The organism is Sphingobium cyanobacteriorum (assembly GCF_030580935.1).
Lineage (GTDB): Bacteria > Pseudomonadota > Alphaproteobacteria > Sphingomonadales > Sphingomonadaceae > Sphingobium > Sphingobium cyanobacteriorum.
In genome coordinates, this window is the sequence record NZ_JAUQOM010000001.1 from 85,823 (window position 1) to 103,263 (window position 17,441).

The following is a 17,441-nucleotide window of genomic DNA, read 5'->3' on the forward strand; positions in this document are numbered from 1 at the left end:
GGACAATCACTTATCATATGTCGAAAGCGCGCCGTCACGATCATCGCGACGGCGCGCTGCAATGGCGTCAGGCGGCCTTGGTGCCCAGATAGGCCAGCCAGAGGTCGGCGATCTGCTTGCGCGACCCTGCCTGCACCGACTGGAACGCGGACTTGGCTCCCGCCATGTCACCGCCGAGCAGCTTGGCGATGCCGAGGCGGGTGTTGATTTCGTCCGCGTCAACGCCGCCCTTCTGCTTGGCGAGATCGAACATCGCCGCAGCCTTGGCATAGTCACCATAGCCCAGATAGGCGTCGGCGGTTGCCGCCGCGATCTTGCCATTGGCGCCCTTGCGCGCATCGGCTTCCGCCGCGCCGAGCGTGCTCTTGTCCCCCGCGATCTTGGGCACGGCGGTCTGATACAGCTCAGCGCCCTGGGTCGCGTTCAGCACGCCCTTGGCCCGGCCGGCGTCGATGGCCGATTTGACTTCGCCATAGATGCCGGTCTTGGACGCCATTTCGGCATATTCGGTATAGTCGGCCGCAATGACCAGACCGCCCGAAACCGAGAGAAGGCGCAGTACGTCAAGATTTTCCCGGTTAGAGATATTGGGGTTCGAGCGCTGGAACAGGCGGACGAGCGTGCGCAGATTCTGGCCGCTGGGATCGGCCTGATAGGCCCATTTCGACCATTCGGTCACGTCGGGCAGCTTGGCCTGTTCGGCGCGACTGACGCCGATCTGATACCATTGGGCCGGCACCTGCTGTCCGGCCGCTTTCATGCCGTCCATCCCCGCCTTGAGCGCGGCCAGACCTTTCTGGGTATAGCCACGCGCAGGCTCGGCCGAAGTGTTGGTGGTTCCGGCCTTGCCGAAATAGGCCTGGGCGATCGTGGGGTTCACCGCTTCGGACTTGTAACCAGCCGCCAGCGCGGCTTCGCCCCGCTGGATCGCCAGGTCGTAATTCTTCGCCTGCACCGCCTGTTCGGCGGCGACGGCGTTGAACTGGCCGGCCTGTTCGGGCGGCGTCAGGCCGCTGTCGAGCATCTGGTTCAACGCTTCGGTCTGAAGCGCGCTGTCCTTGCTGGCGATGGAAGCGTTCAGCTTGATCGCGCCGATCTGATATTTGTCGTCATTCGACTTGGCCTTGCTGTCGGCATCGGCGAGCGCGGCCTTGGCTGCGGCAAAATCCTGCTTGTCGGAGGCGGCCTGCGCTGCTTGCAGCGCCTTGATCACGTCGGGCGAGACATTGAGCTTGGGACCGGCCTTCTTCTCTTCCTTCTTCGCGGCAAATGCCGGCGCGGAGATCGCGCCGCCAGTCATCGCCAAAGCCAGCGCAAGCGCCACCGGGGTAACAAAACGCATGATCCTCATCTCCTCTACGCCTGCGATCAGGCGACCTTTCAGGGTTTGCACGCCGAATAGGGGGCGGCGCGTGAACGGCCATTGAACAAGCCTATTCCGGCTGCTTTTGCAACAGTTAAGCGTCACCCTGGTTCCGCCTGCCCCGGCCCGCCGTCCAGCCGTCGCCGTCAGGCGCGCGCGAGCGCGCGAGGGGTGACAGATTTGTTTCGCTAGGCTAGTGCAACAGCGACAGTGACACCCATTCCAATAAGAGAATCGCTTTGACCGACGAGACTGCCCTCGCCGACCCTTCGGATATCAGCCCCATCTCCATCGTCGAGGAGATGAAGACCAGCTATCTCGATTATGCCATGTCGGTTATCGTCGCCCGCGCCCTGCCGGACGTGCGTGACGGTTTGAAGCCGGTGCATCGCCGCATTCTCTTTTCCGCCCAGGAATCGGGCTTCGTCTATAACCGCCCCTATCGCAAGTCGGCACGCCTCGTCGGTGAGGTGATGGGTAAATATCACCCCCATGGCGACAGTTCGATCTACGACGCCTTGGCGCGGATGACGCAGGACTGGTCGATGCGCGTGCCGCTGATCGACGGGCAGGGCAATTTCGGGTCGATGGACCCCGATCCGCCAGCCGCGATGCGCTATACCGAAGCGCGTCTGGCGAAGGTGGCGACCGCGCTGCTGGACGATCTCGACAAGGATACGGTCGATTTCACGCCCAACTATGATGCGTCGGAAAGCGAGCCGCAGGTCTTGCCCGCCCGCTTCCCGAACCTGCTGGTCAATGGCGCGGGCGGCATCGCGGTCGGCATGGCGACCAACATCCCGCCGCACAATCTGGGCGAAGTGCTGCGCGCCTGCCTTGCCTATATCGACAATCCCGGCATCACGACCGACGAGCTGATCCAGATCGTCCCCGGTCCAGATTTCCCGACTGCGCCACTGATCCTGGGCCAGTCGGGCGCGCGCAGCGCCTATCATACCGGGCGCGGTTCCATCATGATGCGCTCGCGCCATGTGGTCGAGGAAGGGCGCGGGGATCGCCAGTCGATTGTCCTGACCGCCATCCCCTATCAGGTCGGCAAGAACGGCCTGGTGGAAAAGATCGCCGAAGCCGCCAAGGACAAGCGGATCGAAGGCATCAGCGACATTCGCGACGAATCGAGCCGCGAAGGCGTGCGGATCGTCATGGACCTGAAGCGCGATGCGACACCCGAAGTCGTGCTGAACCAGTTGTGGCGCAATACCCCGGCGCAATCGAGCTTCCCGGCCAATATGCTGGCGATCCGTGGCGGCCGCCCGGAATTGCTGGGCCTGCGCGACATTATCGAGGCGTTCGTCAAGTTCCGCGAAGAAGTGATCACCCGCCGCACGAAGTTCGAGCTGAACAAGGCGCGCGACCGGGCGCATATCTTGCTGGGTCTGGTCGTCGCGGTCAGCAATCTGGATGAGATGGTCAGGATCATTCGCGGATCGTCCAGCCCGGCCGAGGCGCGCGAAAAGCTGCTGACCCGCGAATGGCCGATCGGCGAGATCGCGCCCTATCTGCGCCTGGTCGAGGCGATCGAAACCGACATTCATGGCGACGTTTACAAGCTGAGCGATATTCAGGTCCGCGCGATCCTGGACCTGCGGCTGCATCGCCTGACGGCGCTGGGCCGGGACGAGATCGGCAAGGAACTGGCCGAACTGGCCGAAGCGATCGCCGAATATCTGGCCATATTGGGCGACCGGGTGAAGCTCTATGCGGTGATGCGCGAAGAGTTCGAGGCGATCGAAAAGGAATTTGCGACCCCGCGCCTGTCCGAAATCACCGCCGCCGCAGACGGGATCGAGGACGAGGATCTGATCGAGCGCGAGGAGATGGTCGTCACCGTCACGGTGCAGGGCTATATCAAGCGCACCCCGCTCGAAAGTTTCCGGGCGCAGGCGCGCGGGGGCAAGGGCCGGTCGGGCATGGCGACCAAGGATGAGGATGCCGTCACCGAATTGTTCGTGACGTCGACCCATACGCCGGTGCTGTTCTTCTCGACCGCTGGCAAGGTCTATCGCATGAAAGTCTGGCGCCTGCCCGAAGGCGGGCCGGCGACGCGCGGGCGGCCGATGGTCAACCTGCTGCCGCTGGGGCCGGGCGAAACGATCCAGACCGTGCTGCCGCTGCCGGAGGATGAGGAAAGCTGGAAAGACCTGCACGTCATGTTCGCGACCGCGACCGGCACGGTGCGGCGCAACAGCATGGACGCCTTCGCCAATGTGCCGAGCAACGGCAAGCTGGCGATGCGGTTCGATGAAGGCAGCGAGGACCGGCTGATCGGCGTGGCGTTGCTGACCGAGGATGACGACGTGCTGCTCGCCACCCGGCAGGGCAAGGCGATCCGCTTTGCCGCGACCGATGTGCGCGAATTCCAGAGCCGCACCGCGACCGGCGTGCGCGGGATGACGCTGAAAGAGGATGACGAGGTCATCTCTCTCTCCATCCTGCACAGGTCCGGCGCCAATCAGGAGCAGCGCGAGGAATATCTGCGCTTTGCCCCGTGGAAGCCGGAAAAGGATGGCGAGATGGGCGACCAGGCGATGTTCACCCACATGAAGAATCATGAGCAGTTCATCCTGACCGTCTGCGCCAATGGCTATGGCAAGCTGTCGTCGGCCTATGATTATCGCCGGACGGGGCGCGGTGGCCAGGGCATCACCAATATCGACAATATCGCCCGCAACGGAGAGGTCGTGGCCAGCTTTTCCGCCACGCAGGCCGATCAGTTGATGCTTGTCACCGATCAGGCGAAACTGATCCGCATGGGCCTCGACAGCCTGCGCGTCATCGGCCGCAATTCGGCGGGCGTGCGCCTGTTCAACGTCGCGGATGACGAGCATGTGGTCAGCGCCGCGAAGATCGAGGAAAGCGATGCGGACAACGACACGGACACCAACGAAGCGTGAGCGACCTGTTCGCCTACAAGGTGCTGACGGCGGCGCAATATGACCAGTTCAGGGCCGATGGGGTGTTCAAGGGCGCGCCTGTCGACCTGACCGACGGCTATATCCACATGTCCACCCGGCAGCAGGCGGCCGAGACGGTGGCGAAGCATTTCGCGGGACAGGATCGGCTGGTGATGCTGATGATCGACCTCGCGCCGTTCGGGGACGCGATCAAATGGGAGGAGTCGCGCGGCGGGGCACTCTTCCCGCATCTCTATGGCGACCTGCCGATCAGCGCGGTGGCGGGCAAGGTGGTGCTGCGCATCGGCGATGACGGGCAACATCTCTTCCCTGCCGGCTTCTGATGTCACATCATCCGTCTGTGCGCCGCATCCCCACGACCCGGCCGCGCCGGACATGATAGACCCAGCCGCCCCAGTTGATACGGCTGGACATGGCGGCCGCGACCTGCACCACCAGATGCGCCCATGTCACGGCGAAGGGCGCCACCATGTCGCAGACCAGTGATCGCCGCGCCTTCCTCGCCTGATCCGGTTCCAGCACCGCGCCGATGATCGCCCGCCGGACCAGCCCCCTTCCCCAGGCCGCGCCATAGCCGATCGCGACCGCCAGCCAGCCGCCGCAGAACAACGCCCACCCCCAGGCAAGCGACTGGATCGCGACCACGCCGGTCGCGAGCGCCCACATGCCGGCGCTGTTGGTGACGATATGGCGATATTGGCGCACGCCAAAGCCGAGCAGGCCGGTTGCCTTGCCCTTCAGCGGACTGGCCACCAGCAGGTCGCGGACCGGCCGCAGCCGCAGCTTTGCGCGCCATCCCGCCAGCCCGATCGCCATGTCGTCGGACAGGCGGCCCGCCAGCACCGCGTCCAGATCGAGCCGGTCCGCCACGTCGCGGGTCAGCGCCATGGCGCCGCCCCAGGGCATGGTCGCGCTGGCGAAGCGCGGCAGGGTCGCCAGTTGCATCTCGACCGCCCCGACCAGCGCAGCCATGACGCCACGTTCCGGCAAGAGCAGCCGATAGCCGGTAACAATGTCAGCCTTGCCCCGCACCAGCGGAAAGAGCAGCCGTCCGACGAGCCGCACGGGCGGTTCGATATCGGCGTCGATGAAGATCAGGAAGCGATCCTCCGGCCGCAAGGTGCGCAGCGCCGCGCGCAGCTTGTGGACTTTCTGCCCTTCATTCACCGATATGCCAGCCGCGACGACCTGCACCCAGTCGCGATCCTGCGCCGCCAGCGCATCGGCCGCCGGACACTGGCCCGATGTCGCGATCAACAGGCGGAAGGGCGCGCCTTGCGCCTTCAACCGGGCGATCAAGTCCGATCCGCCGTCCCAATCGTCGCGCACGCTCAGGATCACGACCACGCCGTCCGGCATCTCTGTCTTTCGGTCGCGTGGCAAATGGTGCCAATAGTTCGTGACGCCAATCAGCGTCAGCGCCTGAAGAACGACCCAAAGCCATATCATCGTGTCACCGCGCCCCTTTACCGTCCCGATTGCTGCTGTATGACGCTTGGGCGATGCTCTCCAACCCCTTTCTCTTCTTCCTCATGCGCCTGCTCCCCGCACGAATCGCCTCCTGGCTGGGTGGCTGGCTGTCGGCGCATGTCGCCCGGCCGCGCATGAAGCTGCGCGATGCCCGCGCCCGCGCCAACCTCGCCCTGCTCCGTCCCGACATGGCGGAGGCGGAGCGCGAGGCGATGCTGACCCGGCGATGGGTCAATATCGGCCGGACCATGGGCGAACTCGCCAATATCGACCGGCTGGTGAACGACGCCCATGTGCGCGTGATCGACCGGGCCGGATATCAGGCGGTGCTGGACGGCCCCGGACCGATGATCGCCTTCACATGCCATCTGGGCAACTGGGACTTGCTGGCGGCCCATATCAAATGGTCGACCGACCGGCCGGGCCTGGGCGTCTATGAGGACCCGCATGATCCCAGGATCGCCGCCCAGCTCAAGAAAGCGCGCTCCAGCTATATGGGCGAGGCGATCGGCGGCGAGGGCGCGGCGCGGGGCGTGCTCAAGCATCTGACCCAGAAGGATCGCGCCACCCTGTATATCCTGGCGGACGAACGGCGTGACCGGCAGGTCTGGTTCCCGACTTTCGGGCGGCCGATCGAACCGTCCGGCAACCTGTCCATCGCGCTGCGGCTGGCGCGCAAGGTGGGCGCGAAATTCCTGCCCTTCTACCTCGTCCGCACCAGCGGCCCCTGTTTCGAATTGCACTGGCACGCGCCGCTCGATCCCAGGACGATGAGCGATGCCGAAATCGTCGCCGCGCTCGACCATTTTCTGGGCGACGCCTGCATCGCCCATGCCGACCAGTGGCTGGGGCTGCACGACATGGACCTGACTGCCCCCTCAGCCATGTGACTTGAAGGATCATCCCGGCTAAAGCCCGCCCATGTCCCGACTCGCGATCAAGATTTGCGGCCTGTCGACGCCCGAAACGCTGGGGGCCGCCGTGCGCGCGGGCGTCAGCCATGTCGGCTTCGTCCATTTCCCCAAAAGCCCGCGCCATGTCGAGCCGGACCAGATCAGGGCGCTCGCCGCCGCAATCCCTGCCCATGTCAAGCGGGTCGCCGTGGTGGTCGATGCCGATGATGCGCAACTGGCGCGGCTCGTCGAGACCGGCGCACTGACCGCGATACAATTGCATGGCAAGGAAAGCCCGGCCCGCGCCGCCGCCATTCGCCAGCGTTTCGGCCTGCCGGTGTGGAAGGCGATTGCGGTCAAGACCCGCGCCGACATCGACGCCGCTGACGCCTATGCCGGCGCGGTCGACCGGCTGCTGTTCGACGCCAAGACGCCCGACGGTGCGGCGCTGCCGGGTGGCATGGGCCTGCGCTTCGACTGGACGCTGCTGCGCGGCCTGGCCATCGCGACGCCATGGGGCCTGTCCGGCGGCCTTTCGATCGACAATGTGGCGGAGGCGATCCGCATCAGCGGCGCGCGCCTGATCGACATTTCTTCCGGTGTCGAAAGCGCGCCGGGCATCAAGAGTGTGGACAAGATCATGGCCTTCTGCAAAGCGGTGCAGCCATGTTGACGCTGAACGCCCCCGCCGTGCGCATCGAAGGACGATGGCGCTGATCGCTTCCCTACGCCAAGCGAACGCCCTATCTGTCCCGGAAAGACCGACATCATGACCGACACCATATCCTTGCCCAACAGCCTGCGATCGCAGCCCGACGCCAACGGCCATTTCGGCGCGTTCGGCGGCCGTTATGTCGCCGAAACGCTGATGCCGCTCATCATCGAACTGGAGCGGGTCTATAAGGAAGCCAAGGCCGATCCCGCATTCGACGCGGAATTTGCCGAACTGCTGCGCAGCTATGTGGGCCGGCCCAACCCGCTTTATTATGCCGGACGGCTGACCGAAGCGCTGCGCGCCAAGGCCGCGCCGGGCAAGGGAGCCAAGATTTACCTGAAGCGCGAAGAGCTGAACCATACCGGCGCGCACAAGATCAACAATTGCATCGGCCAGGCGCTGCTCGCCCGGCGCATGGGCAAGAAGAAGGTCATCGCCGAAACCGGCGCGGGCCAGCATGGCGTCGCCACCGCGACCGTCGCCGCCCTGTTCGGCATGGAATGCAAGATCTTCATGGGCGCCAAGGATGTGGAGCGGCAGAAGCCCAACGTATTCCGCATGAAGCTGTTGGGGGCGGAAGTGATCCCCGTCCATTCCGGGTCCGCGACGCTCAAGGATTCGATGAACGACGCGCTGCGCTACTGGGTGTCGAACGTGCATGACACATTCTACATCATCGGCACGGCGGCCGGCCCGCACCCCTATCCCGAACTGGTGCGCGATTTCCAGTCGATCATCGGCAAGGAAACCCGCGCCCAGATGCTGGAGGCCGAAGGCCGCCTGCCCGACATGCTGATCGCGCCGGTGGGTGGCGGCTCCAATGCCATCGGCCTGTTCCATCCCTTCCTGGACGACCCGGAAGTCGCGATGATCGGCGTGGAAGCGGCGGGCGAAGGGCTGGACAAGAAACATGCCGCGTCGCTGGCCGGTGGCGCATCGGGCATATTGCACGGCAACCGCACCTACCTGCTCCAGGACGAGGACGGCCAGATCACCGAGGCGCACAGCATTTCGGCGGGCCTCGATTATCCCGGCATCGGCCCGGAGCATAGCTGGCTGCATGAGATCGGCCGCGTGAAATATATGCCGATCAAGGATGAAGAGGCGCTGGAGAGTTTCCAGACACTCAGCAAGCTGGAAGGCATCATCCCCGCGCTGGAATCCGCCCATGCGGTGGCGGCGGCCGAACAGATCGCGCCGACGCTGGACGCGGACAAGATCATCGTCATCAATCTGTCGGGCCGGGGGGACAAGGACATCTTCACGGTCGCCGACGCGCTGGGAGCGGAGATGTGAGCATGGATCGTCTGGCCTCCCGCTTCGCCGCCTGCAAGGCGCAGGGGCGTGCCGCGCTCATCACCTTCGTGACCGGCGGCGATCCCGACGTGGCCGCGACGCCCGCCATCCTCGACGCGCTGGTGGCGGGCGGAGCGGACATTATCGAACTGGGGATGCCCTTCACCGATCCGATGGCCGATGGCCCGGCGATCGAACTGGCGAACCTGCGCAGCCTGGGGTCCGGCACCAAGACGACGCATATCTTTGCCATCGCCACCGATTTCCGCGCGCGCCATCCCGACACGCCGCTGATCCTGATGGGCTATGCCAATCCCATGCTGGTGCGCGGGTCCGGCTGGTTCGCGGACCAGTGCAAGGCGGCGGGCGTCGATGGCGTGATCTGCGTCGACATTCCGCCGGAGGAAGATGGCGAACTCGGCCCCACGCTGCGCGCGGCCGGCGTCCACCTCGTCCGCCTCGCCACACCGACCACCGATGCGGCGCGCCTGCCCGCCGTGCTGAATGGCGCGAGCGGCTTTCTCTATCATGTCTCGGTCGCGGGCATCACCGGCAAGCAGCAGGCGGCGCAGGCGTCGATCGAACTGGCGGTCGAAAAACTCAAGGCCGCCACCGACCTGCCGATCGCGGTTGGATTCGGCGTCCGCACCCCCGAACAGGCCGCCGCCATCGGTCGCATCGCGGACGGCGTGGTCGTGGGTTCGGCCATCGTCGATATCGTTGGATCGCATGGAGACGCCGCCGCGCCCTTCGTCCAGCACTTCGTCGCGTCGCTCAGCGGCGCCCTTCTTCCCCGGACCCAGGAGACGGCCGCATGAGCTGGATCAACCGCGTTCGCAACGCCCTGCCCTTCACCAAGAAGGAAACCACAGCAGAGACGCTCTGGCATAAATGCCCGTCCTGCAAGGAAATGGTCTTTATCAAGGAATGGGAAGAGAATCTGTCCGTCTGCCCGCGCTGCGACCATCATGGCCGGATCGGACCGATGGATCGGTTCGAGCAGATACTGGACGCTGGCTTCATCCTGCTGCCGACGCCGCATGTGGCCGAAGATCCGCTGAAATTCCGCGACTCCAAACGCTATCCCGACCGGATCAAGGCCGCCCGCGCCGCGACCGGCGATCAGGACGCGCTGATCAACGCGCGCGGCGCGATCGACGATGTGCCGCTGGTGATGGGCGTGCAGAATTTCGCCTTCATGGGCGGATCGATGGGCATGGGCGTGGGCGCGGCCTTCATCCAGGGCGTCAATGACGCGATCGCGCATAAATGCCCCTATGTCATCTTCACGGCGGCGGGCGGCGCGCGGATGCAGGAAGGCATATTGTCGCTGATGCAGATGCCGCGCTCCACCGTGGCGATCCAGAAGCTGCACGCGGCGGGCCTGCCCTATATCGTCGTGCTGACCGATCCGACCACCGGCGGCGTCACCGCCAGCTATGCGATGCTGGGCGACATCCAGATTGCGGAACCCAATGCGCTGATCGGCTTTGCCGGCCAGCGGGTGATCGAAAGCACGATCCGCGAAAAGCTGCCCGAAGGATTCCAGCGGGCCGAATATCTGCTGGATCACGGCATGCTCGACATGGTGGTGCATCGCAGTGCATTGCGCGACACGCTGGCGCGGGTGATCGGCTATCTGACACCGCGCGCTGCGGCCTGATCGCAATATAGCAGCGCGGCAGGGGGAATAAGCGCGCATGGCCGACCACGCCGTTTCGGACGACCGCCAGGTGCAGGCGCAACTGGACCGGCTCTGGTCGCTGTCGCCGGGCGCGGACGTGCTGGGGCTGGAGCGGATCAGCCGGCTGCTGGAACGGCTGGGCGATCCGCACCGTGCCCTTCCGCCGATATTCCATGTCGCCGGCACCAATGGCAAGGGATCGACCTGCGCCTTCCTGCGCGCCGGACTGGAGGCGGACGGCAAGACCGTGCATGTCTTTACCTCCCCCCATCTGGTCCGTTTCAACGAGCGTATCCGCGTGTCGGGCCAGTTGATCGAGGACGCGCCGTTGGCGCGCTATCTGGAGCGCGTGCTCGATATTGCCGAAGGCGTGAACGCCAGTTTCTTCGAGGTCACGACCGCCGCGGCCTTCCTGGCCTTTGCGGAGCATCAGGCGGATGCCTGCATCATCGAAGTCGGGCTTGGCGGGCGGCTCGACGCGACCAATGTGCTGGTCGACCCGGCGGTGTGCGGCATCGCCCAGCTCGGCATCGATCATCAGGCGTTCCTGGGCGACACGCTGGACAGGATCGCCGCCGAAAAGGCCGGCATCGCCAAGCCCGGCGCGGCCCTGGTGACGCAGCGCTATCCCGATGCGCTGCACCCGATCATGCAGGAAGCCGCCGACCGGGCGGGCACCATATGGATCGGCCAGGGCGAGGGATGGGACGCGGCCGCCTATCGCGACCGGCTCCATTATCGCGACGCTCACGGCCGGCTCGACACGCCGCTGCCGCGGCTGGCCGGGGCGCATCAGGTGCAGAATGCCGCGCTCGCCTTCGCCATGCTGCGCCATCAAGGCGCGGTGCCGCTGTCAGAGGCGGCGCTCAAGGCCGCGCCGCTCTGGGCGCATTGGCCCGCCCGGCTCCAGCGGCTGGAGCAGGGGCCGCTGCTGGCCTCCCTGCCCGATGGCGCGACCGCCTGGCTCGATGGCGGGCATAATGCCGGGGCCGGTGAGGCGATCGGCGCCTATTTCACCGTCGACCGGCTGGAAGGGCAGAAACTGCATCTTGTCATCGGCATGCTGGCGAACAAGGAAGTGGATGCCTTCCTGGCGCCGTTCGCGGGCAAGATCGCGCATATCCATGCGCTGCCAGTGCCGGGCCATGACCACCACCCGCCCGAACGCTTCGCCGCCATCGCCGCGCAGTGGGGCACAGGCTGCACCGCCCATGCCGGACCGGAAGAGGCGATCCGCGCCGTGGCGGTGGCCGCCGGTGATGCCCCGCCCAAGCTGCTGATCGGCGGATCGCTCTATCTGGCGGGCGAGGTTTTGCGATTGAACGGACAATTGCCGGACTGAAATAACTTGCGAATGACTCGCAATAGCGTAATCTGCCTTCATTCGGATGCAGCAGAAGGCGCGATTCTATGGCTTATGGAGAGACTTCCCCCCTTGACCTGCCCCGTCCCATTCCGGGCGGCTATGGCAATCGCCTGTTCCTGTTCGTGATGCGCCGCATGGCGGCCGCAGGGGTCAATGACGCCCATGCCGCCAATGCGATGCTGGGTGCGTTCGGACGCAGCTATCGCCGGCCGCTGGTGCTGATGCGGGCGATGATGCTGGAACTGGCGCGGGTGTCGAGCCGCAAGATTCTGGTCGCGCCCTGCTGCTGCGCGCGCATGACCGCCGACGAGGCGAGGATGATGGCGGCGGCCGGCGAGGCGCTGCGCGATCCCGATATTTCCTATGGCCAGGTGAGCGCGCTGCTGGGCAATGACCATGCATTGGGCGCGCTCACCTGTTTACAGGCGGTGGCGCAGGCGCATAGCGATCTGGGGCGGCCGCTGGACCTTTATGGGGACGGTTAGGCCTTTCGCAACTCGGCCAGTCGCTCGTCGGCCCAGCGATACATCTCTGCCTGCGCGGCGCGCTGGGTGCGGTCCATGCGACGGGCGCGCCGCTCTACCTCTTCCAGCACCGCCTGCGCCCGGTACGTGTCGCTCTGCTGGAGCAGGAAGGCGGCATAATGGCACCGGGCTTCCTCGCCGGCGATGCGCTCGACCAGGTCTTCGAATAAGGCGCGTGCCTCTGCGCTGCGCCCCAGGTCGGCCAGAATGCGCGCGCGCAGCAAGGCGCGTCGGTCCCATTCGCTGCCACGCGGCAGTTCGGGAGCTGCGTCGAGCAGCCGCAGCGCTTCAGCGCTTTCGCCGCGCTCGAACAAAACCGCCGCCAGCTTGACCTGCGTGCCCCAGTCATTCCCAGGCCCCAGCGAGAGCGCCTTGCGATAGGCAGCCTCGGCTTCCGCATAACGATGGCGCCCCGCCTGCGCGTCGCCCAGCGCGATATAGTTGGCGGCGGTTTCGGCGAGATCGAGACTGCGTTCGGCGTCGCGCACCGCGCGCTCCGGATCGACCTTCACCGCCACTTGCGCCCGTGCGGTGCGAAGATGACGGTTGTTCCAATGCTGCGGCAACACTTCCAGCACCAGATAGGCGAAGCAGCCGAGCAGCGAGAAGAGGAAGATGAACAGCAGCCATATCTGATTGCGGCCCGACCGGATGACATGAACAGCGCAGACGATCTGGAGGCACAGCGATGCAACGATGAATATCATGGCAGATCGCCCTTGTCCGTCGCCGCGCTGCCGACGCTCGCGTCGATCAGGCCGGCACGCATCATCAGCCAGAAGAGCAGGATGCCCGGCACGGCCAGCGCGGTGGTGAGCAGGTAGAAATCGACATAGCCGAACCGTTCGATCAGCGCCCCGGCAGTGGTGCCGGTCAGGAAGCGGCCGACGATGCTGGCAGCCGCCGAAATCAGCGCATATTGGGCGGCGGTGAAGCGCAGGTCGCACAGGGCGGAGAAATAGGCGACCACGGTGACGCCGCCGATGCCACTGGCAAAATTCTCGAACCCGATCGCGCCGGCCATGCCCCAATTGCTCTTGCCCAGCGCGGCGAGCGCGGCGAAGCTAAAATTGGAGACACCCATCAGGATCAGGCTGAACAGCACCGATCGCTTCATGCCCATGCGGGCATAAAGGATGCCGCCGATGAAAATGCCGACCAGATAGGCCCAGAAACCGATGCCGATGTCGTAAATAGCAATCTCGTCATTGGTGTAGCCCATATCGTCGAACAACAGGCGGAAGGTGAGGTTCGCCAGCGTGTCGCCGATCTTGTGCAGCAGGATGAACAGCAGCACCAGCAGGGCGCCCCTGCGCCGGAAAAATTCGACCAGCGGGCCGGCGATCGATTGCCACACTTCCCCCATGCCCCGCCGGGCAAGCGGATCACGGTGCCGTTCCGGCTCACCCAGCAGCAGGCCAGTCAGCATCGCCGGCAAAGCAAAGGCCGCGCAGGCCAGGTAAGCGCCGTGCCAGCCGATCCGCGACGCCAGCACCAGCGCCAGCGCGCCGGCCGCGACCGATCCGATCCGCCAGCCATATTGCGACATGCCAGAGCCTACGCCCAATTGTTCGGGCTTCAGCATCTCGATGCGGTAGGCGTCGATCACGATGTCGAAGGTCGCGCCCGCCGCGCCGACCAATATGGCCGCATAGGCGGTCTGGAGCAGGCTGGTGGTCGGGTCGACCAGCGCCAGATTGGCGACCGCCGCCATGACGAGCACGCCTGCGACCAGCAGCCAGGACACGCGCTGCCCCAATCGGCCGATGACCGGCAGGTGCACGCCATCGACCACCCAGGCCCAGAGCCATTTGAGATTATAGACGAGGAACGCCAGCGTGAAGGCCGTCACCGCTTTCTTGTCGATACCATCCTGCGCCAGGCGCGTGGTCAGCGTCGCGCCGATCATCGCATAAGGGAAACCGGACGAAACGCCGAGGAAGAAGGCCGCCAGCGGCGCTTTTTCCACATAGGGCTTCACGGCGTCGAGCCAGTTGCGGCTGCCCTGCATGGCATCGGTCATGTTTGCGTGTTTCCCCCGGTGGCGTCCAATCATGCGCCACCATATGGTTTGATCGCCGCCAAGCAAGCGCCCTTTGCGGCGATCAGTCGGCCGGTGCGAACAGGCTGAGGCCCGGCGGCAGTTTCGGCCGGCGCACACCGCGCAGCACGGCGTCCACCACGCCGATCGCCGCGACCAGATCGCGCGGGTCATAAGGCTTGGCAAGGCAGCCGATCGCCAGCGCGCGTGCGTCGATCGGGCAGCGGCCGGTGACGAAGAGGACGGGCAGCCCCAGCGCGGCGGCATGGCGGGCGACATCGATGCCGCTCTTGTCGCCATGCAGCGCGACATCGGCGATCACCAGATCGATCCCGCCTTCATCGATCACCCGCACGGCATGATCATGGTCGTCGACCGTGGCGGCGACGCGATAGCCCGCATGTTCGAGCGCATGTTCATTGTCGAAGGCGACGAGCGGCTCATCCTCCACCACCAGCACGCTATGGACAGCCTTTCGGCGGGATTTGCTGACGCCTCCCTCTTTCACCAAACCGAAAAACATTTGCCAAGTCCGCCCTGAGTCCGCCATGCACACAAGAAACGCCGCGCCCCCGCACCGGGTTGCCAGAGGATCATGCCGATCCCCATCGCCCAGGCGCCCAAGCGGCACATTTCAGCCTGTTGCTGGCTTTTCCCCGATATGGGAATGGCCAGTCGTCAAGAAAAGGAACCGCCCGTGCAACCGCCGAAAAAGTCCGGACCGCCCCGCAGGGCCGGCCCCGGCGGCCCGAAACGTCCGACCGGCCCCGGTGGCAAGCGCCCCGGCGCGCCACGGGACGGCGACGTTAAGCCGCGTGGCGGGCGCAGCGAAGGCGAACGCGCAGAGCGTGGCCGCCCGAACCGGGAGAAGGCCGAAGGCGCGCGCCTGACCGCATCGAAGGATGGACGTGGCGCGCGCGGAGACAGTGAATGGGCAGAGCGCCCCCGCACCGATCGCGCCCGCACCGACAGGACGCGCACTGACAGGACGCGGGCAGATGGAGCGCGCCCTGGCGCGTCGAAGGATGTACGCGGCCATCGCGGAAACAGCGAACGGACGGAACGGCCGCGCGCCGACCGGGTGCGTGGCGATGCGCCCCGCGCCGCCGCGCCGAGGGACGCGGCGCCCAAGGCACGCGAAGGCGCGCGCGCGGAACGCCCGCGTTTCGATCGCCCCCGCGCCGATGCCCCCAAAAGCTACCCGCCCCGCAGGCCGGGCGGCAAGAAGCCCGTGCCCGCCGGTCCGGCCAACCCGCATCCCGCCCACGCCGCCGCCGCATCGGTCGGTTCAGGCGAACCGCAGCGCATCGCCAAGCTGCTGGCCCGCGCCGGGGTCGCATCCCGCCGCGAAATCGAGAGGATGATCGAGGAAGGGCGGGTCGCGAAGGACGGCGTGCTACTGGATACGCCCGCCACGCTGCTGACATCGCTGCATGGCGTCACCGTCGACGGTGTCGCCATCGCCGCGCCCGAACCTGCGCGCCTGTTCCTGTTCCACAAGCCGACCGGCTATCTGACCACCGAACGCGATCCGGCGGGGCGACCGACCATCTATGATCGCCTGCCCGCGGACCTGCCGCGCCTGATGCCGATCGGGCGGCTGGACATGAATACCGAAGGGCTGTTGCTGCTGACCACCGATGGCGGGTTCAAGCGACAGATGGAGTTGCCATCGACCGGGGTGCCGCGCACCTATCGCGCCCGCGCATTCGGCGAAGTGAGCCAGCAGCAACTGGAGGACCTGTTCGACGGGCTGGAGATTGACGGCATCCGCTATGGCCAGATCGAAGCCAATCTGGAACGGCGCACCGGCCGCAACCAGTGGATCGAAATGACCCTGACGGAGGGCAAGAACCGCGAAGTGCGCCGCGTGCTCGAACATCTCGACCTCAAGGTCAATCGCCTGATCCGCACCAGCTATGGCCCGTTCCACCTGGCCGACCTGGCGGTCGGCGCGGTCGAGGAGGTGCGCCAGCATGACCTGGCCCAATTCCGCGCTACCCTGAAAGCGACCCCGAAATGAGGATCATTTCCGGCCAATGGCGCGGACGGCCGCTGACAGCGCCCAAGGGGGACGCGACCCGGCCGACCGCCGACCGTACCCGCGAAACGCTGTTTTCCATGTTGACCAGCCGCATCGGATCCTTTGAAGGGCTGGCGGTGGGCGATTTCTTTGCGGGATCGGGCGCGCTGGGCTTTGAGGCGCTGTCGCGCGGTGCGGCCTCCTGCCTGTTTGTCGAGCAGGACAAGGCGGCGATCGACGCCATCCGCGCCAATGGCGACCGGCTGGGCATCCGCCCGGACATACGCACCGGCAGCGTGCTGGCGCTTGGTCCGGCGACCAGGCCGCTCGACCTGATCTTCATGGACCCGCCTTATGAGAGCGGGGCGGGCCAGGTGGCGCTCGACAAGCTGGCCCGGCTGGGCTGGACCAACGGCGCAACCTGGGTCAGCATCGAAACCGACCGGCGCGAGGATGTGGCGGTCAAGGGCTTTGCCATCGATACCGTGCGCGATGTCGGCAAGGCGCGGATCACGCTGCTGCGGACAGAGGACTGACGGGAAGGAAGCGCGGGACGACCCTCAGGCCGCCGCCGCATAGGCCTGCGCTTCCCTGGCGATCAGCATGTCGGCGAGGAACCGATAGGCTTCCGCCCAGGCGGCCAGCACCGCGTCGGTCGCGACATCCGGCCCCAGCACATCGCGGATCGCGGGCAGCAGGGCGGCCGCGACCTTGGGATAATGTTCCGCCTTCACCCCGGTTTCGACATGGCGCGCGACCATGCGGGCGACCGCGCCATCCAGCAATTCCAGCCTGTCGATATGTTCGGCATAGCCAAGGATGGCCGCGGCCAGCCGCCGGGGTTGTTCGCCACTATCCTGCGCCGCGTGATCGAACATCGCCTTCACATCCTCATCCTGGAACAGCCGGGCGTACATGGCGGTGGTGATCGCCACCCCATGCTGGCGCAGTGCGGGGCCGGTGGATTTCACGATGGCGACGGTTTGTTGTGACAGCGAGTGGGACACCTGAATCACCTTATTTCCTGAGTCTGTAAGATGCATTTAATTTGCATCTTTTAAGATGTAAACAGGATATATGTTTCAAGCGCGACGCCATCGCTCTATCGAACGAACCATGCGGACACATCC

The 17,441-nt window shown here is 65.7% G+C and carries 17 protein-coding genes; 11 read left to right on the forward strand and 6 right to left on the reverse strand.

Annotated features, from left to right (window positions below):
* Positions 1 to 67: 67 nt before the first annotated feature.
* On the reverse strand, positions 68 to 1,342 hold the full coding sequence (locus tag Q4610_RS00380) for a hypothetical protein (protein ID WP_304534048.1): 1,275 nt from the start codon (positions 1,340 to 1,342) through the stop codon (positions 68 to 70).
* 260 nt (positions 1,343 to 1,602) lie between these two features.
* Here Q4610_RS00380 and gyrA point away from each other — a divergent pair, with 260 nt between their 5' ends.
* Positions 1,603 to 4,278, forward strand: coding sequence for a DNA gyrase subunit A (gene gyrA, locus Q4610_RS00385; protein ID WP_304534049.1), 2,676 nt, complete (start codon positions 1,603 to 1,605; stop codon positions 4,276 to 4,278).
* Positions 4,275 to 4,622 (forward strand): DUF952 domain-containing protein, encoded by a 348-nt coding sequence (locus Q4610_RS00390; protein WP_304534050.1) that lies wholly within the window; start codon positions 4,275 to 4,277, stop codon positions 4,620 to 4,622. Before gyrA ends, Q4610_RS00390 begins: the two co-directional genes overlap by 4 nt.
* A 7-nt stretch (positions 4,623 to 4,629) precedes the next feature.
* Here the strand turns inward: Q4610_RS00390 and Q4610_RS00395 are convergent, their stop codons facing one another.
* Positions 4,630 to 5,748 (reverse strand): glycosyltransferase, encoded by a 1,119-nt coding sequence (locus Q4610_RS00395; RefSeq protein WP_304534051.1) that lies wholly within the window; start codon positions 5,746 to 5,748, stop codon positions 4,630 to 4,632.
* A gap of 53 nt (positions 5,749 to 5,801) precedes the next feature.
* Here Q4610_RS00395 and Q4610_RS00400 point away from each other — a divergent pair, with 53 nt between their 5' ends.
* The 7 genes from Q4610_RS00400 to Q4610_RS00430 all read left to right on the forward strand — a co-directional run bounded on the left by Q4610_RS00400 (position 5,802) and on the right by Q4610_RS00430 (position 12,208).
* Positions 5,802 to 6,659, forward strand: a complete 858-nt coding sequence (locus Q4610_RS00400; protein ID WP_304534052.1) for a lysophospholipid acyltransferase family protein — start codon at positions 5,802 to 5,804, stop codon at positions 6,657 to 6,659.
* A gap of 31 nt (positions 6,660 to 6,690) precedes the next feature.
* Entirely contained in the window at positions 6,691 to 7,335 is a 645-nt protein-coding gene (locus tag Q4610_RS00405) for a phosphoribosylanthranilate isomerase (RefSeq protein WP_304534053.1), read from the forward strand.
* Between the two features lie 96 nt (positions 7,336 to 7,431).
* A complete protein-coding gene (trpB, locus tag Q4610_RS00410) occupies positions 7,432 to 8,673 on the forward strand; it encodes a tryptophan synthase subunit beta (protein ID WP_304534054.1) in 1,242 nt (413 codons plus the stop codon).
* Between the two features lie 2 nt (positions 8,674 to 8,675).
* The gene (trpA, locus tag Q4610_RS00415) at positions 8,676 to 9,491 is read left to right on the forward strand and encodes a tryptophan synthase subunit alpha (protein WP_304534827.1); all 816 of its coding nucleotides are present in this window, start codon (positions 8,676 to 8,678) and stop codon (positions 9,489 to 9,491) included.
* Complete coding sequence (gene accD / locus Q4610_RS00420) at positions 9,488 to 10,336, forward strand: acetyl-CoA carboxylase, carboxyltransferase subunit beta (RefSeq protein ID WP_304534055.1); 849 nt, start codon at positions 9,488 to 9,490, stop codon at positions 10,334 to 10,336. Before trpA ends, accD begins: the two co-directional genes overlap by 4 nt.
* Positions 10,337 to 10,373: 37 nt before the next feature.
* Entirely contained in the window at positions 10,374 to 11,699 is a 1,326-nt protein-coding gene (locus Q4610_RS00425) for a bifunctional folylpolyglutamate synthase/dihydrofolate synthase (protein ID WP_304534056.1), read from the forward strand.
* Between the two features lie 68 nt (positions 11,700 to 11,767).
* A complete protein-coding gene (locus tag Q4610_RS00430) occupies positions 11,768 to 12,208 on the forward strand; it encodes a DUF6628 family protein (RefSeq protein ID WP_304534057.1) in 441 nt (146 codons plus the stop codon).
* Here Q4610_RS00430 and Q4610_RS00435 read toward each other — a convergent pair.
* The 3 genes from Q4610_RS00435 to Q4610_RS00445 form a co-directional block, all read right to left on the reverse strand.
* Positions 12,205 to 12,954, reverse strand: coding sequence for a tetratricopeptide repeat protein (locus tag Q4610_RS00435; protein WP_304534058.1), 750 nt, complete (start codon positions 12,952 to 12,954; stop codon positions 12,205 to 12,207). The genes Q4610_RS00430 and Q4610_RS00435 overlap by 4 nt on opposite strands.
* Positions 12,951 to 14,270: an AmpG family muropeptide MFS transporter gene (locus tag Q4610_RS00440; RefSeq protein WP_304534059.1), complete on the reverse strand. Its 1,320-nt coding sequence runs from the start codon at positions 14,268 to 14,270 to the stop codon at positions 12,951 to 12,953. The genes Q4610_RS00435 and Q4610_RS00440 overlap by 4 nt, the downstream gene beginning before the upstream one ends.
* 82 nt (positions 14,271 to 14,352) lie before the next feature.
* Entirely contained in the window at positions 14,353 to 14,811 is a 459-nt protein-coding gene (locus Q4610_RS00445; protein WP_304534060.1) for a response regulator, read from the reverse strand.
* A 558-nt stretch (positions 14,812 to 15,369) separates the two neighbouring features.
* Here Q4610_RS00445 and Q4610_RS00450 point away from each other — a divergent pair.
* The gene (locus Q4610_RS00450; protein ID WP_336622854.1) at positions 15,370 to 16,311 is read left to right on the forward strand and encodes a pseudouridine synthase; all 942 of its coding nucleotides are present in this window, start codon (positions 15,370 to 15,372) and stop codon (positions 16,309 to 16,311) included.
* Entirely contained in the window at positions 16,308 to 16,847 is a 540-nt protein-coding gene (gene rsmD, locus Q4610_RS00455) for a 16S rRNA (guanine(966)-N(2))-methyltransferase RsmD (protein WP_304534062.1), read from the forward strand. Before Q4610_RS00450 ends, rsmD begins: the two co-directional genes overlap by 4 nt.
* A 24-nt stretch (positions 16,848 to 16,871) precedes the next feature.
* Here rsmD and Q4610_RS00460 read toward each other — a convergent pair whose 3' ends face one another.
* Positions 16,872 to 17,318: a globin domain-containing protein gene (locus tag Q4610_RS00460; protein WP_304534828.1), complete on the reverse strand. Its 447-nt coding sequence runs from the start codon at positions 17,316 to 17,318 to the stop codon at positions 16,872 to 16,874.
* Positions 17,319 to 17,441: the final 123 nt, after the last annotated feature.